The organism is Aliikangiella aequoris, from assembly GCF_053709105.1.
This window is the reverse complement of record NZ_CM132298.1, coordinates 757486-783357: the sequence shown is the minus strand read 5'-3', so window position 1 is coordinate 783357 and position 25872 is coordinate 757486. Positions and strand designations below refer to the sequence as shown.

Annotated in this window: 24 protein-coding genes; 6 read left to right on the top strand and 18 right to left on the bottom strand. The window is 40.6% G+C overall.

The features are described from left to right. Positions 1-129 precede the first annotated feature (129 nt). The 3 genes from rlmN to ACUR5C_RS03470 form a co-directional block, all read right to left on the bottom strand. Positions 130-1239: a dual-specificity RNA methyltransferase RlmN gene (rlmN, locus tag ACUR5C_RS03480; RefSeq protein ID WP_454466963.1), complete on the bottom strand. Its 1110-nt coding sequence runs from the start codon at positions 1237-1239 to the stop codon at positions 130-132. Positions 1240-1372: 133 nt separating this feature from the next. After that, positions 1373-1804 (bottom strand): nucleoside-diphosphate kinase, encoded by a 432-nt coding sequence (ndk, locus tag ACUR5C_RS03475; protein ID WP_454466962.1) that lies wholly within the window; start codon positions 1802-1804, stop codon positions 1373-1375. A 214-nt stretch (positions 1805-2018) separates the two neighbouring features. Further along, on the bottom strand, positions 2019-3035 hold the full coding sequence (locus ACUR5C_RS03470; protein ID WP_454466961.1) for a winged helix-turn-helix domain-containing protein: 1017 nt from the start codon (positions 3033-3035) through the stop codon (positions 2019-2021). Between the two features lie 135 nt (positions 3036-3170). Here ACUR5C_RS03470 and ACUR5C_RS03465 point away from each other — a divergent pair, with 135 nt between their 5' ends. Continuing rightward, the gene (locus ACUR5C_RS03465) at positions 3171-4562 is read left to right on the top strand and encodes a hypothetical protein (protein WP_454466960.1); all 1392 of its coding nucleotides are present in this window, start codon (positions 3171-3173) and stop codon (positions 4560-4562) included. A gap of 305 nt (positions 4563-4867) precedes the next feature. On the opposite strand, the gene ACUR5C_RS03460 is transcribed toward ACUR5C_RS03465, so the two are convergent. From ACUR5C_RS03460 to ACUR5C_RS03395, 14 genes are all read right to left on the bottom strand, one after another. Beyond that, on the bottom strand, positions 4868-5659 hold the full coding sequence (locus ACUR5C_RS03460) for a crotonase/enoyl-CoA hydratase family protein (RefSeq protein ID WP_454466959.1): 792 nt from the start codon (positions 5657-5659) through the stop codon (positions 4868-4870). 92 nt (positions 5660-5751) lie between these two features. After that, positions 5752-9432 (bottom strand): ATP-binding protein, encoded by a 3681-nt coding sequence (locus tag ACUR5C_RS03455; RefSeq protein WP_454466958.1) that lies wholly within the window; start codon positions 9430-9432, stop codon positions 5752-5754. Further along, a complete protein-coding gene (locus ACUR5C_RS03450; protein WP_454466957.1) occupies positions 9423-10178 on the bottom strand; it encodes a DUF4194 domain-containing protein in 756 nt (251 codons plus the stop codon). Before ACUR5C_RS03450 ends, ACUR5C_RS03455 begins: the two co-directional genes overlap by 10 nt. Continuing rightward, positions 10165-11613, bottom strand: a complete 1449-nt coding sequence (locus tag ACUR5C_RS03445; protein ID WP_454466956.1) for a Wadjet anti-phage system protein JetA family protein — start codon at positions 11611-11613, stop codon at positions 10165-10167. The genes ACUR5C_RS03450 and ACUR5C_RS03445 overlap by 14 nt, the downstream gene beginning before the upstream one ends. Then, complete coding sequence (queC, locus tag ACUR5C_RS03440) at positions 11614-12333, bottom strand: 7-cyano-7-deazaguanine synthase QueC (protein WP_454466955.1); 720 nt, start codon at positions 12331-12333, stop codon at positions 11614-11616. Positions 12334-12389: 56 nt separating this feature from the next. After that, positions 12390-13034 carry a 7-carboxy-7-deazaguanine synthase QueE gene (gene queE, locus ACUR5C_RS03435; protein ID WP_454466954.1) on the bottom strand — a complete coding sequence of 215 codons (645 nt, stop codon included), beginning with the start codon at positions 13032-13034 and terminating at the stop codon, positions 12390-12392. A 258-nt stretch (positions 13035-13292) separates the two neighbouring features. Then, complete coding sequence (ybgF, locus tag ACUR5C_RS03430; RefSeq protein ID WP_454466953.1) at positions 13293-14060, bottom strand: tol-pal system protein YbgF; 768 nt, start codon at positions 14058-14060, stop codon at positions 13293-13295. Next, on the bottom strand, positions 14050-14571 hold the full coding sequence (gene pal, locus ACUR5C_RS03425) for a peptidoglycan-associated lipoprotein Pal (RefSeq protein ID WP_454466952.1): 522 nt from the start codon (positions 14569-14571) through the stop codon (positions 14050-14052). Before pal ends, ybgF begins: the two co-directional genes overlap by 11 nt. A gap of 107 nt (positions 14572-14678) precedes the next feature. Continuing rightward, the gene (gene tolB, locus ACUR5C_RS03420) at positions 14679-16025 is read right to left on the bottom strand and encodes a Tol-Pal system beta propeller repeat protein TolB (protein ID WP_454466951.1); all 1347 of its coding nucleotides are present in this window, start codon (positions 16023-16025) and stop codon (positions 14679-14681) included. Further along, positions 16015-16914, bottom strand: a complete 900-nt coding sequence (gene tolA, locus ACUR5C_RS03415) for a cell envelope integrity protein TolA (RefSeq protein ID WP_454466950.1) — start codon at positions 16912-16914, stop codon at positions 16015-16017. Before tolA ends, tolB begins: the two co-directional genes overlap by 11 nt. 62 nt (positions 16915-16976) lie before the next feature. After that, positions 16977-17414: a protein TolR gene (gene tolR, locus ACUR5C_RS03410; protein ID WP_454466949.1), complete on the bottom strand. Its 438-nt coding sequence runs from the start codon at positions 17412-17414 to the stop codon at positions 16977-16979. A 10-nt stretch (positions 17415-17424) separates the two neighbouring features. Next, complete coding sequence (gene tolQ, locus ACUR5C_RS03405; RefSeq protein ID WP_454466948.1) at positions 17425-18114, bottom strand: protein TolQ; 690 nt, start codon at positions 18112-18114, stop codon at positions 17425-17427. After that, positions 18104-18517 (bottom strand): tol-pal system-associated acyl-CoA thioesterase, encoded by a 414-nt coding sequence (gene ybgC / locus ACUR5C_RS03400; RefSeq protein WP_454466947.1) that lies wholly within the window; start codon positions 18515-18517, stop codon positions 18104-18106. Before ybgC ends, tolQ begins: the two co-directional genes overlap by 11 nt. 233 nt (positions 18518-18750) lie before the next feature. Next, the gene (locus tag ACUR5C_RS03395) at positions 18751-19212 is read right to left on the bottom strand and encodes a GNAT family N-acetyltransferase (protein WP_454466946.1); all 462 of its coding nucleotides are present in this window, start codon (positions 19210-19212) and stop codon (positions 18751-18753) included. A 331-nt stretch (positions 19213-19543) separates the two neighbouring features. Here ACUR5C_RS03395 and ACUR5C_RS03390 point away from each other — a divergent pair, with 331 nt between their 5' ends. Beyond that, on the top strand, positions 19544-20839 hold the full coding sequence (locus ACUR5C_RS03390; protein ID WP_454466945.1) for a hypothetical protein: 1296 nt from the start codon (positions 19544-19546) through the stop codon (positions 20837-20839). 107 nt (positions 20840-20946) lie between these two features. Here ACUR5C_RS03390 and ACUR5C_RS03385 read toward each other — a convergent pair whose 3' ends face one another. Then, entirely contained in the window at positions 20947-22548 is a 1602-nt protein-coding gene (locus ACUR5C_RS03385) for an ABC-F family ATPase (RefSeq protein WP_454466944.1), read from the bottom strand. 212 nt (positions 22549-22760) lie between these two features. Between ACUR5C_RS03385 and ACUR5C_RS03380 the strand changes: the two genes are divergently transcribed. Genes ACUR5C_RS03380 through ACUR5C_RS03365 form a run of 4 tightly spaced genes read left to right on the top strand, consistent with a single transcriptional unit; the run spans position 22761 to position 25572 of the window. Next, positions 22761-22964, top strand: a complete 204-nt coding sequence (locus tag ACUR5C_RS03380) for a hypothetical protein (RefSeq protein ID WP_454466943.1) — start codon at positions 22761-22763, stop codon at positions 22962-22964. Positions 22965-22978: 14 nt separating this feature from the next. Continuing rightward, positions 22979-23368: a GntR family transcriptional regulator gene (locus tag ACUR5C_RS03375; RefSeq protein ID WP_454466942.1), complete on the top strand. Its 390-nt coding sequence runs from the start codon at positions 22979-22981 to the stop codon at positions 23366-23368. A gap of 10 nt (positions 23369-23378) precedes the next feature. Continuing rightward, positions 23379-24263 (top strand): ABC transporter ATP-binding protein, encoded by an 885-nt coding sequence (locus ACUR5C_RS03370; protein WP_454466941.1) that lies wholly within the window; start codon positions 23379-23381, stop codon positions 24261-24263. Continuing rightward, positions 24250-25572 carry a hypothetical protein gene (locus tag ACUR5C_RS03365; RefSeq protein ID WP_454466940.1) on the top strand — a complete coding sequence of 441 codons (1323 nt, stop codon included), beginning with the start codon at positions 24250-24252 and terminating at the stop codon, positions 25570-25572. The genes ACUR5C_RS03370 and ACUR5C_RS03365 overlap by 14 nt, the downstream gene beginning before the upstream one ends. Positions 25573-25872: the final 300 nt, after the last annotated feature.

The following is a 25872-nucleotide window of genomic DNA, read 5'->3' as shown; positions in this document are numbered from 1 at the left end:
ATAGAGCTAATATTGTAGCGATATTTTCACCAATATAATAAGTACAAACGCCCAAAAACGAAATCACTTATTTAAAAATCAACAAGTTAATCGGAAGTTTTCAATTAAACAACGCCCAATTTTGGCGCTTTAGCTAACTTCGACTACATTTATCTCTTTTTGACGTCGCGCTTGGCGTTTAGTTCTATCTGCAACTTCGCCCACCAATTGACCACATGCAGCATCAATATCGTCACCTCTGGTACGTCTAGTGACAACAACAAAGCCCTTTTTGATCAATATTTCACCAAATTTATTGATATCTGCCTGATCAGAAGTTTGATATCGTGTGCGCGGAAAAGGATTAAAAGGGATAAGATTAATTTTACTCGGCAAGTCTTTTAATACGCGCGCTAACTCTCTCGCATGTGCTGGAGTATCATTAACCCCTTTTAACATCACATATTCAATTGTGCACTTTTTGCTTGCTTTAGAATGGTTGATATAATTTTTAACTGACTCTAACAGAACTTCTATCGGATATTTTTTATTCAGTGGTACTAGCTGACTACGCAACTCGTTATTAGGCGCGTGTAAAGAGAGAGCAAAAGCCACATCGGTACGCCCCACCATCTTATCAATAGCAGGCACCACACCACTGGTACTTAAGGTCACTCTTCGCTTCGACAAGCCATAAGCAAAGTCATCCATCATTAAATCCATGGACTTCATTACAGGGTCGAAATTTAATAAAGGTTCGCCCATACCCATCATAACAACATTAGTAACTTTGCGTTCGCCAGTGGTTTTCAGCATGCCTAATCGCTTCGCAGCAAACCACACTTGGCCAATAATTTCGCCAACCGACAAGTTTCGGCTAAAGCCTTGCTGTGCGGTGGAACAAAATGCACAATCTACAACGCAGCCCACTTGGGACGATACACACAAAGTGCCGCGTTCACCATCAGGGATAAATACCGTTTCTATTGCTTGCCCGTCTGCCGTGCGCAACGCCCACTTAACCGTTCCATCGTCGGATAATTGTTCGGTGATTATTTCTGGGCCTTTAATCTCTGTTAGCTCTTGTAGCTTAGCGCGTAGAGATTTAGAAATATTGGTCATGGCGTCGAAGTCTTCGACTCCAAACTGATGGATCCACTTGATGACTTGAGGGGCACGAAATGGCTTTTCTTCAATTTCTTTAAAGAATTCAACCATTTCATCGCGCGTCAGGTCGAGTAAATTAATTTTATCACTCATTGCACTACCTTTTTGCGATTAGATCTTACGATTAGACTGTCATTGGGCTTTTCATTTAAAGCCTGCTTTCTCCAATTCACATAACGACTTAAATTCGCAATGTTCGTTGGAGAAAACGAGTTTTGCTATAAAACTATCGAGTGCGAGCGCAAAGTTCTTCTTCAGAGAAGAAATAAGCGATTTCACGCGCTGCCGATTCAGGAGCGTCAGAGCCGTGAACCGCATTTTCGTCGATAGAGTCAGCGAAATCTGCGCGTAGTGTACCACGAGCCGCTTCAGCAGGGTTAGTTGCGCCCATAATTTCGCGGTTGGCTTTAATTGCGTTTTCGCCTTCTAATACTTGAACCATTACTGGACCAGAAGTCATAAATGCCACTAAGTCATTGAAAAAAGGACGTTCTTTATGCTCAGCATAAAAACCTTCAGCTTTTTCTTTGCTTAAATGTAGCATTTTGCTAGCAACAATTTTAAGACCTGCACTTTCAAAGCGTGCGTAAATTTGGCCAATTACGTTTTTTGCGACTGCGTCAGGTTTTACAATTGAAAAAGTACGTTCGATAGACATCGATAAACTCCAGTTAAATAATGTTAAAAATCAATAGGTTAAAAAAATAAACCAAAAGAATTCGGGTGCATCGCTCGATGCTAAGGGCGCGTATTATACACGCCAACTTATTGGGGAGGTAGTATTGATTGAAAAATAGTCTAATTCCATAGCGAGATCGACTATTTAACAATAGAAACACATCATTGTGAGCAAAAATGTCAGCTATTGGCGGTTATATAGTTGTTTCTAGTTTGTTAATAAATCGATTAACGATTTTATTCAAATCTGGCGAGTCTAAAGCAACAATATCAGTCTCACTTGCTAATACTAAGCCCGATTGTACTTCGATTAGATCTAGGGTAACGCGCGCGCCATTGGCAACTAATTGGATTTTACTTTCAAATAAGTAATTTATTGCATACTTTGACGCATAGATTTCAAGTATTTCTGAAGTCGTTTGCCGCAGTAAACTAGAAGATAAAAAGCGTATATTATCAGTTATTAAAACTTTTTGGCGCAACAGGCTATCTAATTCATTCGCAATAGGGTTTAACTGCACTTGCTCCACAACAACATCTAACATTGCAACTCTAACGTAGCGGGGCTGCATAGAATAACGCATTAAAAGCGAAAGTAGCCCTAGCATCACAACTGCCAATACAGCGCTGAAACCAAATAACAACCTACTTTTGTGGTTACTATTGTGCGCAGTTTTGTGGGTTGTATCTATAGGCGCAGCCGTTTCCATAGCTTCACTTGCTCGTTGTGCTCTAATTAATCGCTTGCCAGTTATATTACTTTCAACCGTCTGAACCCCAATGTATTCAGGACGCTCATCAATTGTTTGCACCTCTGCAGTCCATCGATAACCCTTTTTAGGAATAGTTTCGATCAGTGGGTGTGGCGAAAGCTGCTTTAGCTGATTACGCAAATCGGAAATACAGCGGGTAAGGCTATCATCTGATACGATTTGTTGTTTCCAGACCTTATCAAATATTTCACTCCGAGTGACGACTTCACCGGCATTATCTAATAGCAACGCTAAGACTTGCATATTTAATGGTCTAATACGCAGCGATTGCGCCAGCTGCTGGGCGCCGTCGCCTGTTTGGCTCTGCTCTGCCTGGTTAAGCTCTGCTTGTTGCAGGCAAACTGATGGCGCTCTCGCTGTTAACCGAGAGACTTCAGCTGAGGCAAAGTTAAAAACTAAGTCTGCGCTGTGAATAATTTGTTTCGCTGTATTTGTCATGCTAAAAGTCTACCTGAATTTTTTAAATAAAAAACTGAGAATTCAATGAATTCAGCTTTTCAGGAGGTTTTGTTCAGGTAAATTTTAGCCAATTGGCGATAATCCTAACATCACCATTGAACCAAAGGACGACTAATGCAAAGCTCTAAAAAATTAAACCACCTTATTTTTACTAAAGCTCTAGTAATTCGCTTCACTAGTATTATTGTCGCTTGCTGCTTACTTTACATAGGCGCTCTATTTGTTACCAATTTAAGCGTTTTCGATCAATCGTTAAGGGACGAGCTTAACTATTTAAATGAAAAGCCTGCAATGCCGCAAACTAAACAAAATGCTTACTTTGCTATAATGGGCATTAATGCAGCACCTCAAATAAATATGTTTACGGCAGGAGAATCTTTATACCAGCGCTACCGGAACAACAGAGCGCAGGATAATTTTGATGGATTAAGAGACTCCGACTACACTGAGATTCTCGCCTTAGACCCAAACAGCTCCGCTAATACGAGTAACGGATTGTCTCAATTAGTACCATGCAACTTAAGAAAATCAACACAGTGCCTAGCGCCGCTACTAAATGGTGATTTAACCGATGCTATTAATTCCTCTCTATTTCAGCAGCAATTAGTCCGTATGAATCAAATATTGATGTCCCAACATTATAAAGAAATTATCGATGCGACTTTAACATCACCACTGCCTGATTTTGGCACTCTGCTCAATCTTCATAAAGCACAAATGGCAATCTACTATCAACAACAAGCATGGGATAAATTACTTGCTCATATTAACTTGTCGAATCAATATTGGAATAACATGCTCACTCAGTCGCACATGCTGATTTCAAAAATGATAGCTATAGCAGGATTATGGAGTGACTCTCAGGTGCTTTCATTTTTAATAAGCAAAGATAAATTAACATCACAGCAGCTAGCTCAAACTTCACAATTAGTGGCTAACCAGTCACAGCAAAATGCCAATATAGCCAAAGCCTTTCTGTTTGAAGTTAATCACTTAAGCAATAGCCTTGAGCGGATATCACAAAGTCAGTTTATTAATGAGCTTAGTTTACTGCCTATGGGTTTAATCACCCAAAAAAACGCAACCTTAAATAGCTTTTACGAATCAGTGATGCAACCTGTACTCTGCTTGAGCAAGCTATCGATTAGTCAGTTTTATGCCGAAAAAACAGGACAAAATAGTCGCTGCGATCAGCCTTCACACAAAATAGAGCAACTCACAAACAGTATTTCTTTATACAACCTTGGCGGCAAAAAGCTTATTGGCCAGCTGGTATTTTCACCTGATAATTACATAGCCCGCCAGCACGATTTGCAAAACTTCAGAAAATTGTTGCAAATTCAAATAGAAATTAAGCTTCAACCATCACAAACGGTGGAAAGCTTGCTGAATAGTTCAAATCTAAAAAATTTATACACGCTTAAACCATTTCACTATGATGCGCTACAACGAACTTTGTCGTTTGACTGTTTAGAGCAAGGTTCTTTTTGTGAGATTGCACTATAAATGAACAGCATGCTTTAATCATTATATTTGCCTATAAAACTTAGTCTTATAGGCAAATATTAAAAAGTGAAGCTATAAAATAAAGAAACAAAGAAATAAGCTGAAACTATAAATAGTTGAACCAACATTCTGTTTATCCATTCGGTGATAAAAAAATGCTGGCTCAACTCAACAACAGGAACAATGCTCTGCAAATGAAATCAACATTTGCCTCGAGTTTAAAGGCTTGCTACCTTTTGCTTCAGCGCAACTTGTTGCCACTAGCAGATTTACCAATGTAATTTTTACCTAACTATTTTTAGCGATTACAGCTTAAACTTTTCAGATGATTGATTTAAGCTTCTTTTTACCGCAATGCGTTGATTGTTCCCAAAAAGAATTTTTATTTGATGATAAGTCTCAAGCGCTAACACTCTTCTTTCGCTTAAGTTCCATAACTTGTGGTACATCGCCTTTATGGCTTTATTGGTGTCAGGAGAGCGGTCAGCTAACTGTTTAGCCAGTGACATTGCCGCTTCAAAAGGCTGCTCAGAAACTTGCGTAACTAAACCACTAGACTGCGCGTGTTCAGCAGAAATGGGAGTTGCTGTCATCGCAAGCTTCATTGCTTGATCTGCAGCAATGCACTTTAGTAAAGCGTTAGTTCCCCCCATATCTGGAATTAGCCCCCACTTTGACTCCATCACTGCAAGCGAACAGTTTGTTTCAGCTATTCTAAAATCGCCACCAAGGGCTATTTGCATACCACCGCCCCAGCACTTGCCATGTAAAACCATTATTACAGGTACACTTAATCGACGCCAACCAATACAGACTCTTTGTGCCAAATTCGCATTTCCAGGAAGCCATTTGGCTAGCAATTTAAGGGCACTGCTTTTATTCGATAAAAGCGATTTTATATCAATGCCCGAGCAAAAACTTTCGCCGTTGCCCGAAACGACTACGGCTCTGACCGCTCTATTACGTCGAATTGTTTTTATGCATTGATCGATAGCACAAAACATCTGAAAATCTAGCGCATTATGTTTTTCAGGACGGTTAAGCTTGACCAATGCAATTCCATTATCAACACTTAACTCAACTCGATTATTTTTCATTTGGCTTTTCCATTAGTTTTATCATGTGCTATCCAGCAAGCGATTGGCAAAGCCACGGTCTGTTAAGCTAACAGCAATCTAGCGCGAACAACTTAATCAGCAATCGCTTCTACGTCTTGAGTTTCGCTATCACTGTTGTTAAGCGCATCGAGCTCGGCTAAAAAGTCAAGTTCTGCTTGTCGGTAAACGGTTCGTTTATGGCTAGCCCATAAGGCTTTTATTTTTTTTTGGTTGCAAACTTTTCTATCGACTAATACCCTAGTGTTTAGTTCACCACGTTTAGTTTCGCTTGGGCACTTAGCAAAAACAAATTCATTACTGATTAAATCCATAAAGGGTCCACACTTACTTGTAGGCATGATAAAAACCAACTGTAAGCCTAACGACTCAGTTAAATAATTAATCACTTCTCGAGACCGGGTCTCATCCATTTTAGAAAAAGCTTCGTCAACCAATACGGTTCTTAAATGGCAACGCCCTTCGGAAAATTTAAATGCCGATGTGATTGCCGCTGCGCGAATAATATAAGCAGGCGTTTCTAGCTGCCCACCGGAACCAGTTCCATACTCACTTAATGCAATTGGAGGTTTTCCCTCGACTTCTTTGTAAATTTCGTACTCGCGATAGTTTCTATAGTCAGCAATTCGGGCTAATTCTCGCAAGGCTTTGTCGCTGTCTTCATCTAACAGCATATTCATAAGTCTATCTCTGATTTGCACAGAAGATTGCTTTAAGTTGGCTTCAAATAATGTTTGCCCCTCACTCAGGTCAGGGTTCTTAATGACTTCTTCAAAGAAGCGAGCATATTCTTTAAACTCCGGTACCCAGCGATAATCAAATCGAAAAGTTTCGCGATCATCGCCAAAGCGATGATTCTCAAGCTCTTTATTGAGCAGCTCAATTTGTCTTTTGCCATCATTAATCGCTTGGTGGATTGAGTGGCATAAATTACTAACAAAAGTATGGTTAAAGCTCGCTTTAAGTTGCTTTAGTTGCTGGTGTTTTTCTAAAAGAATATTGTTTTTCAAGCGGTTAAAAATATTATCCACTTGCTGCTGCAGTTTAACAATGCGCTTAAATATCGCTAAGTCTAAGCTCTCATTAAAAGATTCGTAAACTAAAGAGTCACCGGGCGGGCACAACTGGTTGTGACGCTTAATAGCGTCGTCTAGGCGCTTTTCATATTGATAGAGTAAGCTCTCCTGCTCTTGAGCTAACTTTTCTTGCAATGCTTTATCTAATGACTGAGCGGCTATATCAGCCTGATTTAAATGAGCTTCGAGAGAGAAGTCTGGCCATATAGCAAGAATTTTTTGTAAATCATCTTCGCTCTTTTCTACCACTTTCAAGGTGGCTTCTTGCTCAGCACTCAGTTGCTTATAACTTTTTACGAGTGTTTCTAGCTTATTTTTTAGCTTACCGCGCTCTTCTACTAGCTGCGTATTCTGCTCTTGTCGTGACGTCTCTTCTTGTGCTAATTGAACCAGCTTATCTTCTAAATCTTGATGATCCGATACATCGATTTGCGCGATTAAACTTTCAATCTTTTGCAGCTCGCGTCGGCACTCTAAAGCATGAGAAAGGGCTTCACTCATTTGCATTGGTTTTAACTTTGCTATTTGCTCGGCCAGCTGCTTTAATTCAAGCATAGTTGAATTTACTTGGTTCCATTGCTCAGTAAGTTTATCTAATTCTTGCTGCCAACCAATTAATGCGCGCTCTCTTGCTTCTTGTCCAAAGACTAAATCACTTTCACTAATATCGCAGCGAAACATTGCATAGTTACCTGAAGCAAGGCAATCAACGGTTAGTCCTCGTCTAGTACTGCGCAAGGCTTCTTCATCAGCTACACGAACTACACTAGCATAGCTCGCCATGACATAGCTTTTGGCTACTGCATGAGAAAACTTTAATAAGTTGCAAATAGAGTCAGACTCTAAATTAACTCTGTCGGCATCTTTGTGGGCTTTACTGCCTTGAATAACGCGGGCACGGCTGGCTCGGCCTGGCAAGTTTCTTACTGCTCTAATCGCTTGTGCTTCAAAGGCTTCGTCAACTAAGATGGAAAAGCGTGAGCCACCTAAATAGCCCTCTATGGCAGTTTGCCACTGACTATCTAATACCTCAACATGGTCACATAATACTCTGGGATCAGCTTGTGGATAGTCTCTTTTAATGGCCTCAATTGCCTTTTCGACGTAATCCGGATATATCGCTTTAGCTTGCTGTAGTTTTTCAATCTTTCGTTCTACTTGCTGGCGCTCTTTCTCGATATTTCGATATTGATTTTCAGCACGGTCTAAACAGTTAGCGACTTGAGTGACTAAAGTTTTTTGCTCTGATTGTTGCTCAATCCAAAATGCGACCCACTGATTATAGTTAGCTTCTACTTGGCGTAAGTTGTCTAATTGACTTTCTACCCCTTGAATATCATTTAAAATATCACTACTCAATAACCCATGAACGTCTAAAGCATTAGCGGGATCTTGTTTTACAATTTTTTTTGCTTGAGCTAAACAGTTTAAGTTGGCAATAAAGGGCAACTCGTTTTGCAATTGAGGTGATTGTAGTAGAGAGACAATTTGTTTCGTCGCCATAGTAGCGTGTTCTAGGTCTTGGTTTTGCTGCAGCAATTTTACCCCAATCTGGCTCAGCATTTTATTTTGTTGGTTGCGCTGCTTTTCTAGTTCATCTTTTTTCTGAAGTGACTCAATACCCATTCGCTGCGCTTCAAGCGCAACTCTTTGCTCATGTAACTGCGAAACCCTGGCACTGTTGATTTCAATTTGCTGCTCAACTTCCTGCTCTTGATTTTTAAGTATAAGCTGTTTATCTTTTGCCGCTACATAAGCTGATTGACGGATCAAATATTCACTCTTAGCAAGCGTATAACGAGAAACCTGTAAGTCACGCCAGCCTTCAATATAATTTTGGCTAAGTTGACTTGCATTTTGCAATAGTTCTACAGAGTCTCTAATTTTTGAAGCATCAGCTTCCATACTATGAATCGTCTTTAGCTGACTCGATATCGATCTGACAGCTTCACCTAAATCTTTCTTTTCTAAAATTTCATCAGCTACAAAACGATTAATGCTTTGTACGGGTTTGTAAGCCATAAAACGAGAAAAAGCTTTGGCTGCATTTAATGCTTCAACTTCAGAAACTGCATCTTTCTTGCCGCGAAGAGCTCCGTAAAGTCGACGCAAATAAGCTCGCTTTGTTTCATATTTTTCGACACAAGACTGGCCAAAAATTTGGGTCAGCGTTAAATTTAGATTATCTAATGTCAGCACTTGATTGTTCGGCTGTAAATCTGCTAACTGCAAGCCTCTATTTTGTTGTTGAGTCAGAATATAAAAAACTAATTCATCTTGACGTGGCAAGCGGTTATTGCCCGCATTTTCTAAAAAAGCACGAACCGCCAACATCGCGGTAAATGGCTCACCGCTCTCGCCCGCAGACGGATAAAATGAAGCGGCCATATATCCATCGGTTGGATTAATTCGCGCATAACTACCGTCGTCGCAACCTAATATATAAGATGCCAGCGTACGAACTTTTTTTCCGCCTTTGCCTTTTTGCGTTGTTTCATCTTGACCCGGATTATATTGAAATAAATTTTCATGGGCCGCGGTCATAATGGTTTGAATAATATCAGCTGCAGTAGTCTTGCCGGAGCCGTTTCCACCAGAGAATAAGTTGACCGGACCAAACTCAAATTCCCCATTGGGCAAATTACCCCAGTTCACCATGATCAATTTCTTTAAGAACATGTAAAATCCTCATCACGCTTGTTGCTTACTTGTGTTTCATTAGCCAGCTTTTGATCAATTCGTTCGCTGATATTTTGGTCAGATTTTTCTTCTAGCTCATCGGGTGTTTGATCGCTCATAATAGTTTGTAATGCTGCTATTGCGGGGTTGCTAACAAAAGTAACAATCATCGGATGTATTTTTATCCAACTATCTCCGCTTTCAAATGCTTCATCAGCACGGTATTCAATTACGCGCAATTGTCGTAATCGTTGAAATAACTTACGGCGCTCAGTCAATTTCTCTGGCAACCCTCTACCCAGCAAGTTTTTGAAGGCGATAGTTAATGATTCAACTGAATCTAATGCGTATCCTTGCTCGTCAATTTTGCCTTCTCTTAATGCTTTTTCATATTGGGTTCGAATGATCAACACAAGCGCTACTTCCATTTGCGACAATCGCTGGCGTAAGCTGCCACTCCAAGCATTTTCTTGTGCTTCTTGAACGCCGGGAATTTCGCTTGCCGGTGGATAGATTCGAACGTATTCAAATTGACTGTCAATATAAATTTGAATTCCCATAATATCTAAGTATTCAGCAACAAGTTCTTTACAGCGAAGTAATCGATCAAATAGTTGCTGTTCAGTATGGCTTTCGCTACGAACTATGACAGAATAATTCAATAGTCGAACAACCAGTTCTTGAAATTCACTTATAGAAACGCCAAGCTCGTCTAACTGCTGCGTTAAAAACTCATTTAGTTGCATTATCATTTCTCATAACTTCGAGCGTAAACTCATCACCTTCAGAAAAGTATTCATCACTGACGCGCTTACCCGTAGGTTCTATTTTAAATTCAAACTCGCTTGACTGCCTGCCAGCACTTGCCGCTTCAATTGCGTGACTTCTTAAAATAAGCTGCTGTGCATTGCTCACTGGCAATTGCTGAAGCTTAATTTGATGCCCACTTGCGAGCGAGTCAATTAAATAGTCACTTAACTGTTGGTTATTAACCATAAACGCCTTTTCTAACACTTGTTGTAAATAAAACGTTTTTCGAGACTCAGCGCTCATTGCGGTATTTTCTTCTACTCGCGTATCGACTATTTTTTTGCTGCGACCAGCGTATATTTTAATCTGTGAAGGGTCTAATAATTCTAATTTTAACTCTGCAAAATGCTCACTTAAGCTGGCCAAGCTTTGTAGAAACTGTGATTCATCTAATTGGCTTAAGTGACGCAAACTGGTAATAAGTTCATCACCACCGCTTTGATAAGAAAAACTCAATTGACGCATAATAATATCGGCACGACGGGTAAAACTGAGCAAAGCTTTACGCAAGGCTGGTAGCATGATCTCGCTTGCATTGTGTATTCTTTGCTCTATCTTATCTAGTAAGTTCATTAGCACAGATTCTTGGGTCGAACTAACGAGCTCGGGAACCGCCTTGCGCAAGCCCTGTTCTACTTTTACTTTAAAATCTTTACGCTTTCTTCTCACGCTATTGATGGTCGAGACTATTTCGTCACGATATTTTTCTACACTATCAACTGAAAGCCGAATTGCCAGATCAGGAACAAATCGTTTTTCCATAAATTCGAAAAATTCGTCACTCGCTTTTTGAACTAGCTGCTGAGATTCCACTTCTTGGATAAGCGAGCGCTTTCTTTCGTCTAGCTCTCCAATTACATCGGTGAAATCGCTTATAATTCGCTCTGAGTATTCAAATGCGTCTAACAAATCATAAACATCACCTTGTTCCAGAAACATACTCAGTGCGTTTCGAGTGTTACGAGTATTTCTATGCCGAGTTCTAAAACGTCCTTGATTAAGTTCAATAAAGGGCTGCGTAAATAGTCTTCCTATCCGGGTAAACGCATATGAACTTTGCAGTGTTGCTTCGTCAACTTGTTTTTCTAACCAAGCATGCTCGAGCAACAAATTTAAAGTCCAGTTTGCTTGCTCTCTTTCGGTTCGTGCTGAGGGTGTAAATTCGTCTTCTAATTGAGATTCTAATAATGGCGCTCTAGCAATCGCTTCTTGAAAAGTTTCAATAATGATTTCCCTTGAAAGCAATTGAGAATAGTCTGCTTGGCTGGTATATAACCTAGAATAAAGCAGCTGTAAGCATTCTAGAATTTGCTCGCGATACTTGCTGGTGAGCGGACGAAAAAAGTCCTGATACTGGCCGTCAAAAAACATTTATGCTTTATTAAAATAGCGAGTGGGGTCGGCAACATTAGCGGAATTAAAAGCTTGCTGACGAATTTTACAAGAGTCACATTGCCCACACGCCTGCCCGTTAGTATCAGCTTGATAACAAGAAACGGTTTGAGCGTAGTCTACGCCTAATTGGTGACCTAGTTGAATAATCTCTACTTTAGTTAAAGCAATTAGTGGCGTTTCTATTTTTACACCGTGACCTTCAATGCCCGCTTTAGTTGCTAAGTTGGCCATACTTTGAAAGGCTTGAATATATTCGGGACGGCAATCTGGGTAACCAGAGTAATCAACTGCATTAACACCGGCAAAAATCGCATCAGCTTGAAGTACTTCTGCCCATGCTAAAGCAACCGATAAAAATACGGTATTTCTTGCTGGTACGTAGGTCGAAGGAATACCATCGCTTTCTTCAGTTGGCACATCGATAAGTTCATCAGTTAAGGCCGAGCCACCAAAGCTACCTAAGTTTAAGTCTATTATCTTATGCGTTACCGCATTAGACTGCTGAACAATACGCTTTGCGGCCTCTAATTCCGATGAGTGCTTTTGACCATAACTGAAACTTAGCGCATAACATTTATACCCCTGAGATTGGGCAATGGCCAAACAAGTCGTACTGTCTAACCCGCCAGAAAAAAGAATAATGGCTTTCTTATTCGTCTTTTGGTCGGCTGTTTGATTGGTCTGTGTTTGGCTCAAGTTAGTTATCACTCAGTTAGTTTTCGATAATTCTACCAGCAGTTTTTGGCTAGAAGTTAATGCCCGGCTGCATCATCCCAAAGAATTTTATGCATTTGTAATTGAAAGCGTACCGGTAAATTATCTTTAATAATCCACTCGGCTAATTCTCGTTCATTAATTTCACCAAAGCATGGCGAAAATAGAACATTGGTTTTTGCCGCCAAATCATATTCATTTATTTGCATTTTTGCCCAGTCGTAATCACGCCGACTCATAATGACAAATTTGACTTCATCATTAGTCGACAAATGCGCAATGTTAGCGTAAAGGTTTTTACTCATTTCGCCTGAGTCTGGTGCTTTTAAGTCCATGACTTTAGTTACCCTAGCATCAACTTGAGCAATATCAATTGCACCACTCGTTTCAATAGAAACTTTATAGCCTTTATCGCAAAGCTGAGCCATTAATTGCTCGCAAACCGCTTTTTGAGCAAGCGGCTCACCGCCTGTAATACATATATGCTGAGGAGAATAGCTTTCAATTTCTGCGATAAGGTCTGGCATTTCCCAGTATTGACCGCCACTAAAAGCATATTCGGTATCACACCAGACGCAGCGCAAAGGACAACCAGTAAAGCGCACAAAAAGCGTTGGCTTACCAATGCTAGAAGACTCCCCTTGTAGCGAGTAGAAGATTTCACTAATTCTTATTCGTGACAAATTTTTCACATCGTTTTTATGGCGTAAGTTGGGGCTAATTTTACCGGAGTTTTACTTAGATTTCGAGCAAGTAAATGAAGCTAAAAAATACGTTTTAATAATCGCTCAATAAAGCGACACGCTTAATCAATTAACGCTAGAATTTTACCTTTAAAATTTAACGACGTTTGTATAAGGTTTACCTTATCGCAGGTATAAAAAAGCCTTGTATAACAAGGCTTTTAAAAGTTCTTTATGGAAGCTTAATGCGCTAGCTGCTTAATGCCCTTGCTGCTTAATATCTCGCAAACCTTTGCGAGCCAACTGCTGAGACGCACCGCTATATTGAGTAACGACTTCATTATAAATACGTTTTGCTTCTGACCATTGCTCCTGTTTCACTTTAATTTCAGCAAGTTTTAACAAAGCATTAGGCACTTTAGAAGAGTCCGGAAAGGTTGCAACAAGTGTATTAAATTGTTGCTCAGCAGCTGCTAAATTTGACTGGGCAAAATAAACCTGACCAATCCAAAACCTGGCATTGTCAGAATAAGCTCCAGCCGGATATTTAACTAAAAATGACTCAAACTGCTTAATGGCTTCAGCATACTGACGATTGCGAACCAAACCAAAAGCCGCTTCAAACTCAGACCGCTCTCCACCGCTAACTTTAGGCGTTTCAACGCTATTCGCCGTGCTAGTATTAGTGTTACTCGGTGTTGAGTTAGTGTTATTTGCAGGTACTGCTACCTGACCTTGGGGCAAAGCACTTAACCGACTATCAATATCACGATACAGATCTCGTTGACGCTCTTGAATCTGTTGTAATTTGAATTGATGCTCTTCCACAATGCCACGCAATTCTTTAACTTCTCGCTGTAACGCGGTTAGTTGCATACTCATTTCAGTCTGCAATTGGGCGCGAGTGCTAACTTGTTGTTCTAAGTATTGAATTCGTTGCTCTAGAGAGGATTCTGCAGTTACAACTAAAGAGAGGAAGTTGGTGACGACTAAAGTCGCCACCATTAAAAAGGGCTTACCCTTCATAGCTCAATTCACCGCGACGGTTTTGAGACCATGCGCTTTCATCGTGCCCCATTGCTGCTGGCTTTTCTTCGCCATAGCTAACGGTTTTAATTTGTGAAGAAGAAACACCATTTAACATTAAGATTTGTGCGATTGCTTTTGCACGTCGCTCACCTAATGCTAAGTTGTATGCTGGTGTGCCACGCTCGTCACAGTGACCTTCGATTGTAATAACTGTACCTGAATTTTCAGGTTTAGCTAAATACCATGCGTGAGCTTCTAACAAAGCACGGCCTGAAGGCTGAACGGTATCGTCATCTAGCTCAAAGTAAACTGTACGCGCTTCACGAGCTTCAGCGTTAGCTTCTGCAGCTAGCTGCTCAGGCGTTTTTGTTGGTGGCGTAACTTCGGTTGGTGTTTCTGTTACTACTGGTTGAGTTACAGTCTCAGCTTCTTGTTTACCCGCACAAGCAAATAATAAACTTGCAGATGCAGCAAGAACCAGACCTTTCCCCAATTTGATGATAGACATTTGATGCTCCTATTTTTTAGCTATTAGTTAATATGTTATAAACTGGCATATTATGTATGATTTGAACACAAAAACACAATTAACATTTGTTCAAATCGTGACGTCAATCAATTTAAATAAGGCGACCACACTGGTGCCTTAACTTCACCTTGTTTTGCGGGTAAGCGTGCCTTAAATCGTCCATCGGTCGACACCACCGATAAAACCTGTCTACCTTGATATACCGTCGCATAAATGACCATACTGCCATTAGGCGCTAAACTGGGAGATTCATCAAGTGATGTCTCAGTCAGTGTTCGCATGCTATTGGTTTCCATATCTTGCACCGCAACGTGAAATATACCATTAGTTCGATTAATTAGCACCATTGTTTTTCCGTCGGGCGTTAAGGCAGCACTCGCATTGTAATTTCCTTCCCAAGTGACCCTTTGCGCCCGCGTGCTCGCTAAGTTTTGGCGATATATTTGCGGCCTGCCGCCTCGATCAGAGGTAAACAACAGACTTTGACCATCCGGTGACCAACTCGCCTCAGTTTCTATCGAGTTTGGATTATTGGTAATTTTTGAGTAGCGTTGACTCATTAAATCTAAAATATAAATTTCTGGGTTGCTACCGCGCGATAAGGTAAGCGCTAGACGGCGTCCATCTGGCGAAAATGCTGGCGCACTGTTAATTCCTTCAAAGGCAGCAACTCGTTGACGACTATTCACCTTATAAATATCTTGTATATATACCTCAGAACGGCCATTTTCAAAGGAAACATAAGCCATTTTAGTGGCATCTGGTGACCATGCCGGTGACATTATAGGCTGCGCGCTAACAAATAAAGTTTGTGGCGCATAGCCATCTGAGTCGGCAATCATTAAGGCGTATGGCTTTGGTTGGTTGTGATTAACGCTTACATATGCAATTCGGGTTGCAAAAGCGCCTCGCTCACCAGTGAGTTTTTCATAAACTCTATCAGCAATACGATGAGCGTGAAATCGCAAGTCGGCGGCATCAATCACCACACTGTAGGCATCTAACCGATTACGATCAACAGAGACTAGCTCACCATTTCTGACTTCTTGCTGCTTTTTAAACACATCAACTAGTTCATAAGAAACACGTAAGCGACCATCAATTTGCTCTTGAACACTACCGACAACCACGGCTTCAATACCTTTCTCTCGCCATAATGCTAAATTCACATCGCTATATTTATCGACTTGCTGCACTAATAAATGGCGCTCCATTGGTGCAAATCGGCCACTTCGGCGTAAGTCTGCACCCACTACCGCTGCGACATCATGTTCAGGTGTAATGGCTTGACCTTGCCAAGAGAAAGGAATAACCGCCACCGGGCGCGCGCTATCCAGGCCTCCACTAATCACAAAGTCGAGCTTAATTTCTTCGCTTAAAGCATTCCAAGACAGACTAATTAAGCCCCATAAGATTAAATATTTAATTTTCATTATCTTCATTTTCTAATTTAAAAGTCCTAGTCTTAAATACTGCAAATACATCCGGATCGGTTGGCACTGGCAATGGTTCTGACTTATAGATAGCACGTTCGCCCGATTCACAATGCCTCGGGTTACCCGATATGGTTTTAACACTTAAAACAAGACCGCCAGGTGCAATTTTTATCTCAAAAATACAATGATTTTTTTGCTCCGGAGCAATCCAGTTTCGCTTTATTTTACCTTCCAGCAAGCTATTAAACTTAGCTAACTCAGAATTAATTTGAGCCTGATGAGCCGCATTGAGCTCTGCTTGTTCACGCGCCATTTGCTCCATCATTTCCCGTTCAAGCGCTTCCTGCCTGGCTTTTTCTTCGGCTTCTTTACGGCGCCTCTCTTCTGCTTCTTTGGCTTTACGTTTACGCTCTTCTTCCAACTTGCGCTGCTGCTCTTGCTCAGCTTTACGTTTTCGCTCGGCTTCGGCTTTTGCCTCTTGCTGTGCCTTTTTCTTACGCTCTTGCTCTTCTTTTATCCGTTTTTGCTTAAGGTTTGCCGCCTTTTTCTCTTCCGCTTTTCGTTTGCGTTCAGCTTCAGCGACCTTTTGCTTTGCTTGTGCTGCTTTGCGCTCTTCTTCTAGCCGCTTTTGTTTCGCCGCCTCTTGAGCCCTCTTGAGCTTTTGCAAGCGCTCGGCTTCTTGTTTACGAGCCGACAGTTTTTCTTGTTGGAGTTTTTCAACCAGCTGCTCAACCCGTTGATTATTAACTGCGCGAGCATTAATCTGTGGCAGCGTCTGCCCTGAGGGTTGAATTTCGATTTTGGCAAACTGAAAGTTAGACACAAGCAGTCCCAGTAAGCCTAAATGCGCAATCAAAGATAAAACTATCGCTGAATTAAACTTCATAAAACCTTTTGAACTCTGAAATCAGTTTAACGTTTTGATTAATAATCATTGTGTCGTCGCTTTTACTTTTCAGGGTCAGTCATTAAGCCAACCGACTCAATTCCTGCCTGACTTTGAAGCAGTACCATTAACCGCACTACCTTGTCGTAGGGCACGCTCCGGTCACCATTAATCATAACTTGAACCTTAGGGTTTAGTTTTTTATGAGCTAATACCAGCTCAATTAATTGGTGCGACTCTAAGGCTTGATCTTGTGACTCGCCGACTGACAAGTAATAATTCCCACTGGCGTCTATGCTCGCGATTAAAGGCGGCTCTTCGTCAGACGACATAGGCTCGGCGGCTGCTTCTGGTAAGTCTACTTTTACCCCAGCCGTTATTAATGGCGCGGTGATCATAAAAATGACTAATAGCACCAACATAACATCGATATAAGGAACTACATTAATTTCTGCTACCGGCCGACGCTTAATTTTGCGCGAAATAGGAGCGTAATTCATAAGTACTTACTCACTGTCCGCTTGACTGACTGTGGGCTTTGCGATGTAAAATCCCAGAAAACTCTTCAACAAAATTTTCGTATTGAGTTTCTATTCGCTGAACCTGATGGGTAAAGCGGTTGTAAAAGATAACCGCGGGAATTGCTGCAAATAGCCCCATAGCAGTTGCAATAAGTGCCTCAGCAATACCTGGTGCAACCATTGCTAATGTCGCCTGCTTTACCGCACCAAGTGCTATAAAAGAGTTCATAATTCCCCAAACCGTTCCAAACAAACCCACATAAGGCGTGGTTGAGCCCACAGTAGCTAAGAAAGATAAATGGACTTCAATTTTGTCGATTTCTCTCGAGTAAGCAACTCGCATTGCACGGTGAGTGCCATCCATAACCGCTTGCGCAGAAGTACCAGACTGTTTGCGAAGTCTAGCAAACTCTCTATAACCCGCTAAAAACAATAGCTCCATTCCATTCGGTTGGGCTTGCCGACTAGTTAAGTCATTATAAAGCTTGCTTAAGTCAATTCCTGACCAAAAGCGCTCTTCAAATTTATTGCCAGCTATCACCGCAGCTTTTAACGCTCTATTTCGGTCGATAATCATCGCCCATGAAACAACCGACAAAACGAGCAAACCCACCATGACAATCTGCACGACCAAACTAGCATGTAGAAATAAACTTAAAATTGACATATCAGCTGACACGCTGAAACTCCTCTTTTATTTCTGTCGGAATACGACAGGGTTTAAATGTTGATAAGGTTAAACAAACCACTTTAACTTCGCCTTGGCATAAACAGACACTTCGATCATTTTGATAATATAGCGACTGCTGAAACACCAAACTAGCACCGCTTAACCCCGACAATCGAGACACGACTTCTAAATGATCGTTAAATTTTGCCGGTAGCACAAACTCTGTATTGACACTTTTAACCGCAAATACCAAATCTTTGGTAATTAGCGCGGCTTGATCAATTCCTAGGTTTCGTAACCACTCGGTTCTAGCTCGCTCAAAAAACTTTAAATAATTAGCGTGATAAACCACGCCGCCAACATCCGTATCTTCGTAGTAGACTCTAATTGGCCAAATAAATTCCGCAGACATATTAATTTGTAATTATCGCATTAGCGCATGAATGGAGGCACTATAACCAATTAAATCACAGAAATTAACCTTTAAAATGTAAAAATATGGCAATTTTGAGTAGTTTATGAGCTTTTAACGCTAAATTATTGAAAAATGTTAATTTTTCTTTCAAAAACCGACTTAAAATAGGGTTGATTTGGCGTTTACTAAGTGAGCTCGGAAGGAAGCGAAAATAAGCCGCTTTGCTTTACCTAAAGTTTAAGCTCCATAAAGACAACTTCGTCTAGTGGGTTCGCATAGTAAGGAAGAACTTCTTGAAAACCAAACTCTTGGTAAAGTTTGATCGCAGGCACTAAGCGCTTTAATGTGTCTAGTTTCATTGACTGATAGCCAAGTTGCCTTGCTTCAGCAATAACTGTTTCAACTAACTTGAATCCTCCTTTTAATCCTCTTGCTTGCGGCTGCAAAAATAAGCGCTTCATTTCACACACTCCCGCTTCATGCTTGCGTACGCCAACACATCCAACGAAGTGGTCGCAGTGCTCTGCTAAAAAGATAGCGCCGTAGGGCGCCGCATATTTTTCTGGTAAGTTTGCTAGCTCTTCATTGAACCCTTGAAAACATAAATCAACATTTAGTTCGGCTTGATAAGCTTTAAATAGCTCGGCGGCCTGGCAAAATTCGTATGCAGTTTGCGCTTTAATTATTTTCATTGGTAGAGCTTTCTCAAATTTCTAAAATAATTTACGCAGCATAGGCAATATTGTAATTGACCGCAATAGCACCTAAGCATTAAGCGGTAGAGCGTGTAAGTAATTGCTGAAAGATCTGTAGGTTAGACCTAAACAATCTCAATTTTGTAATATTTAATTGCAGCCTAACCCGTGATTCCGTTTAATATTCTTGATGCTGCAAAATGCACCTATCTGTTATCTAAACTTAAAAGGATTTAAGTGGTCTTCGCATTACAAGTTTTGCTGTTTAATAGGTTACGCATTCCAGCGTTAATTAACCTTATTCATTGAATTTTCAAAGGAGCTGACAATGAAACAGACTACCCCATGTTGCCCAGATTTAGTTACTGGCAAACAATGTGACTATGTTGATTTTATCTATCGACTAACCCACTACACAGACGTAAAGCAAGATAACCGAGAACAAAGAGTTGCGGTTGAAGTTGCAATTCATGTTAGGGCTGAACGCTGCACAGGCCCCTTACAATTAGGTAATTTAGTTTACAGCACGAGTTTATTACCCGGTGAAAAAGTGAGATTATTCACTCAAAATCGAAAGACTCGCTGGTCTTATGATGCAGAGTCTCAATTATCTTATCGCCATGAGCAATCCGCAGAAGAACAATATTATATGGAGTCTTTTGAAAAGCTTATGAGCGACCTAGAGAGCAGAGAGTCCATTAACGACGACTCTAGCTCTAGCGGTAGTGCCTCAAGCAGCGCCGGAACGAGCAGCCCTTTAGAGACCGTTTTTTTAGGCGGTTCGGTATCAGTTGAAGGAAGCTTCAATGCTCAATCTAGCCGAGACTTTTTACGCGAGCTAAATGTTCATGCGGAATCATCCCACAACCGCTCAGTGCAAATGACACGATCAACCAATGCAGTTCAAATAGGCGAAGTGCAAACTCGCCAACACGCAGAGGGCGAAAGTGAGTCTCACTTAGAAAGTAGTAGCCGAAGCTTTGAGAATAAAAACGAATGTCATTCGGTCACTTACTTGTTCTATCAGCTCGACAAAGTTCAAACCACTAAGTTTAAAATTCGAGCGGTTAAAACACGCGTCATTGATCCTGTAGCCAATACGAGTATTGTCAATCGACCCGTGGTTGCAGACAGCAAACTCTCGGTGATTCCTACCGCAGTTTTGGCGACATCAAACCAAGTAGAAAAAATGAGTGCACGAAAAGCCGCCTTTAATATGACAGCTCAACCGAGTCACACGCGCAGCTTATTATCCTTGTCAAACTTACGTCTAAACGCTCAGCCGCTTGCCGATTCAGTAAAAAACCAAGCGCTCAGTAATATTCAAAATGACTTAGTTAAAAGCAAAATATTAACTAAAGAAGGGGGAATAACTAAAGAGCTAGAAGCGGAATTTAATTTCGAATTTTCTACTAGCATTCCAACTTCAGGAGTAATCGTTAAAGGCTGCTTAGATGACTGCAATACCTGCGAAGATGCTCGCGGTGCAATGATTCAGTTAAAAATTGAACGTCAGAAATTAGAAAACCAATTACTTAAAAAGAAAATAGAACTACTAGAAAGCTCGCAGGAATATCGCTGCTGCCCTAAAGCGGAAGAGGAAGTGTTAGTCGAAGAGTCGTAATTTAAAATGAGCTACTGAAAAGTAGCTCATTTTTTCGTACCATTAAGAGCCGCGAACCTTACTTAGGTTTACACTCATAGTTAGTCATGAGCGTTTGAATTTTAAGCCTAATTCGCTTGCTGCTGTATACCTAACGAAACTAAATAGTCTTCGTACTTGCCTTCGAAATGCGTAATTCCTTCGGGCTTCATATCAATAATGCGAGTCGCTAATGAAGAAACAAATTCTCTATCGTGTGAAACGAAAAACAAAGTCCCTTCATAATGCTCTAATGCTAAGTTAAGTGCTTCAATCGACTCCATGTCCATGTGGTTGGTTGGCTCATCCATTATTAAAATATTGGGTTGTTGCATAATTAATTTGCCAAACATCATGCGCCCCTTTTCTCCACCAGACAGTTTAGTCACAGACTTTTTAATGTCATCTTGCGAGAACAGCATACGCCCCAATATACCGCGAACAGCCTGTTCATCATCTCCAGGATTTCGCCACTGACTCATCCACTCAAAAACCGACATATCTTGCAAAAAGTCTTCGGTATGGTCTTGTGCGTAATAACCTATTTTAGCATTTTCTGACCATTTGATTTCGCCAGATTTTGGTGGCATCTCGCCCATTAAGGTTTTTAGAAAAGTGGTTTTTCCGACCCCATTAGGCCCAATAATGGCAACTCTTTGGCCTACTTCGATCATTAAATTGACTTCATTAAAAAGTAAATCATCGTAGCCATTAGCAACATTTTCCATTTCTAAAGCTAAACGAAATAACTTCTTTTCTTGGGTAAATCGAATAAACGGACTGACTCGACTTGACGCCTTCACTTCTGCCAACTCAATTTTTTCCATTCTTTTCGCGCGTGAAGTTGCCTGTTTGGCTTTCGATGCATTGGCAGAAAAGCGACTTACAAAAGTTTGTAGTTCGGCAATTTGAGCTTTTTTCTTCGCATTTTCGGAAAGCAGTTTTTCACGCGCTTGAGTTGCTGCCATCATGTATTCGTCATAATTTCCAGGGTACAAACGTAGCTCACCATAGTCTAAGTCGGCCATGTGAGTACAAACACTGTTTAAAAAGTGACGGTCATGAGAAATAATAATCATCGTTGATTGGCGCTGATTTAATATGTCTTCTAGCCAACGAATTGTATTAATATCTAAGTTGTTTGTTGGCTCATCAAGTAACATAATATCGGGATCAGCAAACAGGGCTTGCGCTAGTAACACTCTTAACTTCCACCCTGGAGCAACGGCACTCATTAACCCAAAGTGCTGTTCAGTTGGAATATCTAAACCAAGTAAAAGTTCGCCTGCTCGCGACTCTGCCGTATAACCGTCCATTTCGGCAAATTTTACTTCTAAATCGGCGACAGCCATGCCTTCAGCTTCACTCATTTCAGCAAGACTATAAATACGGTCGCGCTCCTGCTTCACTTCCCATAATTCCTTGTGCCCCATTATAACCGTATCAATCACGCTATATTCTTCAAATGCAAACTGATCTTGGCCTAATACACCTAACCTATCATTAGGATCTAACATCACCTGCCCAGCCGAAGGCTCTAGCTTACCGGCTAAAATTTTCATAAAGGTCGACTTACCGCAACCATTTGCGCCAATCAAACCGTAACGATTACCATCGCCAAATTTAACCGATATATTTTCAAAGAGCGGCTTAGCGCCAAACTGCATGGTGATATTTGCTGTTGAAATCAATTGTAGTGCCTGCTGTTACTGGGATTTGAAAAGTGAATGTTTCCATAGCCGCATTGGGCTAAAGGGCGCGCATTCTAGCTTATTTTTTGCTCAAAGTAATTAAAAGCTTAATTTAATTGTTGAAAAAAACTTGACCTTCACCGAGTGTATCATTATATTAATACACCAATACCACAAAGCTACACTGAAAAACCGCTATAAGGAGACGCTTTATGAGCCACCTATTTAAATCACCTATAACCATCAGCGCTATTTGCTGGGCAAGTGCCATACTTTCAAGTGCTTTACTTGGCGGATCAGCTTTTTTCAGCATTATCTTATTGCCAAGTCTTGCCATGAGCCATCTTCTCTTGTTAGAGAAAATTAGTCGGGCAAATCAGCACAAAGACTCTTCACTTTCTTGCCGTAGTCAATAGGCTAAGCAGCCATTATGGAGTCATTGCTTCACTTATTTTCGCTCAACCCAAGTTCGGGAGTGCCAATTTATCGGCAGCTTATTGATCAAATAAAGCAAGCCATAAAAATGCGACTATTATCGCCTGGTGAACAACTTCCTTCAGTGAGAAATTTAGCCGGAGCTTTACAAATAAACCCAATGACTATATCAAAAGCGTTTGCGCAGCTAGAACTAGAAGGGGTTTTAATTAGAAAGCGAGGGGTAGGCATGTTAGTCGCCAAGAGTGAACAAGAAAATAGCATTCCATCAGATGTAGAAAGCCAGCTTAATAGCTTTATATCGGCCGCCCGTAAAAGCCAGCTTGATGATGAACAAATTGTCACTCTTGTTCAGCAAACCTTATCCATTAAACGAAATAGCTAAGAGTAATAAGATGCAGCCTGTAATTTCCATTCAAAATATGAGTAAGTCCTTCGATAAGCAGCCTATTTTAAAAGACCTAAGCTGGGAAATTCAAGCTGGCGATATTGTCGGCTTATTAGGCAAAAACGGCGCGGGAAAAAGTACTTTGTTAGAGTCGGTAATGCAGCTCAGAAACTCATCTCACGACAGCTTAAAAATTTGGGGAAAGAGCTGGAAAGATTTATCTCAACTAGAGCGGGAAAAAATTGCCTTTGTTGCACAAGACACAAAAGGCTTTGAATGGATGCAAGTTGACTCTTACTTAAAGTATTTAGGTAGTTTTTTTTCTGGGTTTGATTTAGCCTACTGCCAGTCATTACAAAAGCGTTGGAATTTAGAAACAAGCAAGATTATTGGTGACTTATCCGGCGGACAAAAACAGATTTTAAGAATCATTCAAGCACTGTCGGTTAAACCTGAACTACTTATTCTAGATGAGCCAGTCGCTCACCTCGATCCTACCATGCGCAGACAGTTTTTAGGAGAGCTCGTTGAACAAGCTTATGAGCTCAACTCAACGGTTATTTTTTCTACTCATATTGTTTCTGATCTTGAGCGAGTCGCCAATAAGGTAGCTTTGCTAATTGATGGAAAAATTGATTTTTACTACACCATCGATGAGCTAAAAGAAAATATCGCACACCTTAAAATATCACAGTCTGCGCCAGTAGACTTCGCATCAATTAAAGCTTTCTTGTCAAACTGTCGCGTACATGAGTTTGGTGCAACAGCGACAGTTATTAGACCCGGCTTGGGTTTAGACGAAATTCAACAGCAATTTTCCGAAGCTAAAATTGATTCTATTCCGCTATCATTAGAAGACTGGTATTTAGAGGTAAATCATGCTAACCAGTAATTCTAGCCTGCTCAAGTTACTTTTCCACTCTAAAATAACTTTGGCCTTAATCATTATTGCCTGTATTGCCATGTCTTTTACAGTTCAGCTGAAACTAGAACATGAGGTTTGGTCATATTTATTATCAGTTCACACTAGTTTGAGCATTTTTTTTAGTGGTTATGTAGCGGTAGGGCTTGTCAAATTTAAGCGCCATCATTTGTGGCGGCTTAACCCGCGATACCGCATAAACTTGCTGCACGCTAGCCTAATAATATTGGCTTGCTTTTACTTAGCTCAGTTTGTCACCTTGAGCCTACACTTATCGCTTGTAAGCACTGCATTTATTTACCCTATAACAAGCGGTTTTTGCTTTGCCTATTACCTATTAGGAAACTCGTTTTTCAAACGACTAGCATTTTTTTTACTGGGGCTAGTATGGACATTTTTACCTGACGAAGCGGTTGCTTCTAACTGGGTGCTAGCTTGTAACCTAGCGCTATTGACTGTAACTGTTTTCCTATACTATCAAGATAAGCAGCCTTTAGGATATTCTCAGCAGTCTACTTACATGATGAATATTTTTAAAAACAATGTTAATTTGCCTTTTTACTATAAGTGGAGTTCTTTTTTAAACCGTTTTATTCGTCGTTCATTAACAAAGAAAAATCCGCAAAAAAATATTCATTGGCTAATCAACCTACCTCACAACCGCTGCGGATTGATGAGCGTATTTTACTTTCTTGTAATACTATTGCTATCTTTTATTGGTGAAAAAGATGAGCCGTATAGCGTTGTATTTTTTTGTAATCTGTATGTTTTTACGCTGGTATTTAATGTACTCATGGAATCTCGGCAACTACTGGTTAACACTAAATCCGTTGCTCACCTTTGGCCGCAGCACGCTCGCTCGAACATCAAAGGAAAAATAATTCAATCACTGGATACGACTATAATATTTAATACCGCGTTACTCAGCGCACTTGTTTTTGGATTAGTAAGCATTACTAATGCTGAGATTAGTTCACATTACTTTGTCGCATCTAACTTGGCTATCATTGCTATTGGACTTGCGATATACCCACTTTTACTTTGCTTTCAATGGCTAAAGGTTTCATGGCAGCTTATTCTTTCTATCGCAATTTACGGCGGGCTTTGTTATTTCGTTTGCGAATGGTTATTTCAGCATTTAGAACAGCCTAGCGAGGCAACAAGCCTTGTCGCTTCATCCGAATATTATCTGATTTTATTCGGAATAATTGCCTTGAGACAGCTAAGCCTTAAAATTTTTCAACGCTCTCCTCTAGAGCGCATGCTTAAATCCGATTAACAAGGAAGTGATATGCCTGCTAGCATGATAATAACTCCTGTTGCCTTCGCCTTCATTGGTGCATTGAACCTTAGTGTTTATATGGCTTTAATTGCACTACTCGTGCTGGCTAGTTATTGCCTAGTTGACTATTTAACTAATTTTAAGCAAATAAAGCGCCGCCAAGTTGTGCACAAAACACCACAAGCGAACCATTCAAAGACACCTAAGGCAGTTTAAATAGCTCCAGAATTAAAATAGCACTAAGTATAAAGACTAAAGCCAACTTAAAGAAAAACCTGTACAATTCTATACAGTAAA

Coding starts and splice junctions, on each gene's coding strand:
- ACUR5C_RS03450 (WP_454466957.1), bottom strand. CDS start 10,178: ATGCAACTAAATGAGTTTTTAACGCAGCAGTTAGACGAGCTTGGCGTT.
- ACUR5C_RS03465 (WP_454466960.1), top strand. CDS start 3,171: ATGCAAAGCTCTAAAAAATTAAACCACCTTATTTTTACTAAAGCTCTA.
- ACUR5C_RS03445 (WP_454466956.1), bottom strand. CDS start 11,613: ATGTTTTTTGACGGCCAGTATCAGGACTTTTTTCGTCCGCTCACCAGC.
- ACUR5C_RS03395 (WP_454466946.1), bottom strand. CDS start 19,212: ATGAAAATAATTAAAGCGCAAACTGCATACGAATTTTGCCAGGCCGCC.
- ACUR5C_RS03390 (WP_454466945.1), top strand. CDS start 19,544: ATGAAACAGACTACCCCATGTTGCCCAGATTTAGTTACTGGCAAACAA.
- tolB (WP_454466951.1), bottom strand. CDS start 16,025: ATGAAAATTAAATATTTAATCTTATGGGGCTTAATTAGTCTGTCTTGG.
- rlmN (WP_454466963.1), bottom strand. CDS start 1,239: ATGAGTGATAAAATTAATTTACTCGACCTGACGCGCGATGAAATGGTT.
- tolR (WP_454466949.1), bottom strand. CDS start 17,414: ATGAATTACGCTCCTATTTCGCGCAAAATTAAGCGTCGGCCGGTAGCA.
- ACUR5C_RS03380 (WP_454466943.1), top strand. CDS start 22,761: ATGAGCCACCTATTTAAATCACCTATAACCATCAGCGCTATTTGCTGG.
- ybgF (WP_454466953.1), bottom strand. CDS start 14,060: ATGAAGGGTAAGCCCTTTTTAATGGTGGCGACTTTAGTCGTCACCAAC.
- ACUR5C_RS03455 (WP_454466958.1), bottom strand. CDS start 9,432: ATGTTCTTAAAGAAATTGATCATGGTGAACTGGGGTAATTTGCCCAAT.
- ACUR5C_RS03370 (WP_454466941.1), top strand. CDS start 23,379: ATGCAGCCTGTAATTTCCATTCAAAATATGAGTAAGTCCTTCGATAAG.
- ACUR5C_RS03470 (WP_454466961.1), bottom strand. CDS start 3,035: ATGACAAATACAGCGAAACAAATTATTCACAGCGCAGACTTAGTTTTT.
- pal (WP_454466952.1), bottom strand. CDS start 14,571: ATGTCTATCATCAAATTGGGGAAAGGTCTGGTTCTTGCTGCATCTGCA.
- tolA (WP_454466950.1), bottom strand. CDS start 16,914: ATGAAGTTTAATTCAGCGATAGTTTTATCTTTGATTGCGCATTTAGGC.
- ACUR5C_RS03365 (WP_454466940.1), top strand. CDS start 24,250: ATGCTAACCAGTAATTCTAGCCTGCTCAAGTTACTTTTCCACTCTAAA.
- ybgC (WP_454466947.1), bottom strand. CDS start 18,517: ATGTCTGCGGAATTTATTTGGCCAATTAGAGTCTACTACGAAGATACG.
- ACUR5C_RS03460 (WP_454466959.1), bottom strand. CDS start 5,659: ATGAAAAATAATCGAGTTGAGTTAAGTGTTGATAATGGAATTGCATTG.
- ndk (WP_454466962.1), bottom strand. CDS start 1,804: ATGTCTATCGAACGTACTTTTTCAATTGTAAAACCTGACGCAGTCGCA.
- ACUR5C_RS03375 (WP_454466942.1), top strand. CDS start 22,979: ATGGAGTCATTGCTTCACTTATTTTCGCTCAACCCAAGTTCGGGAGTG.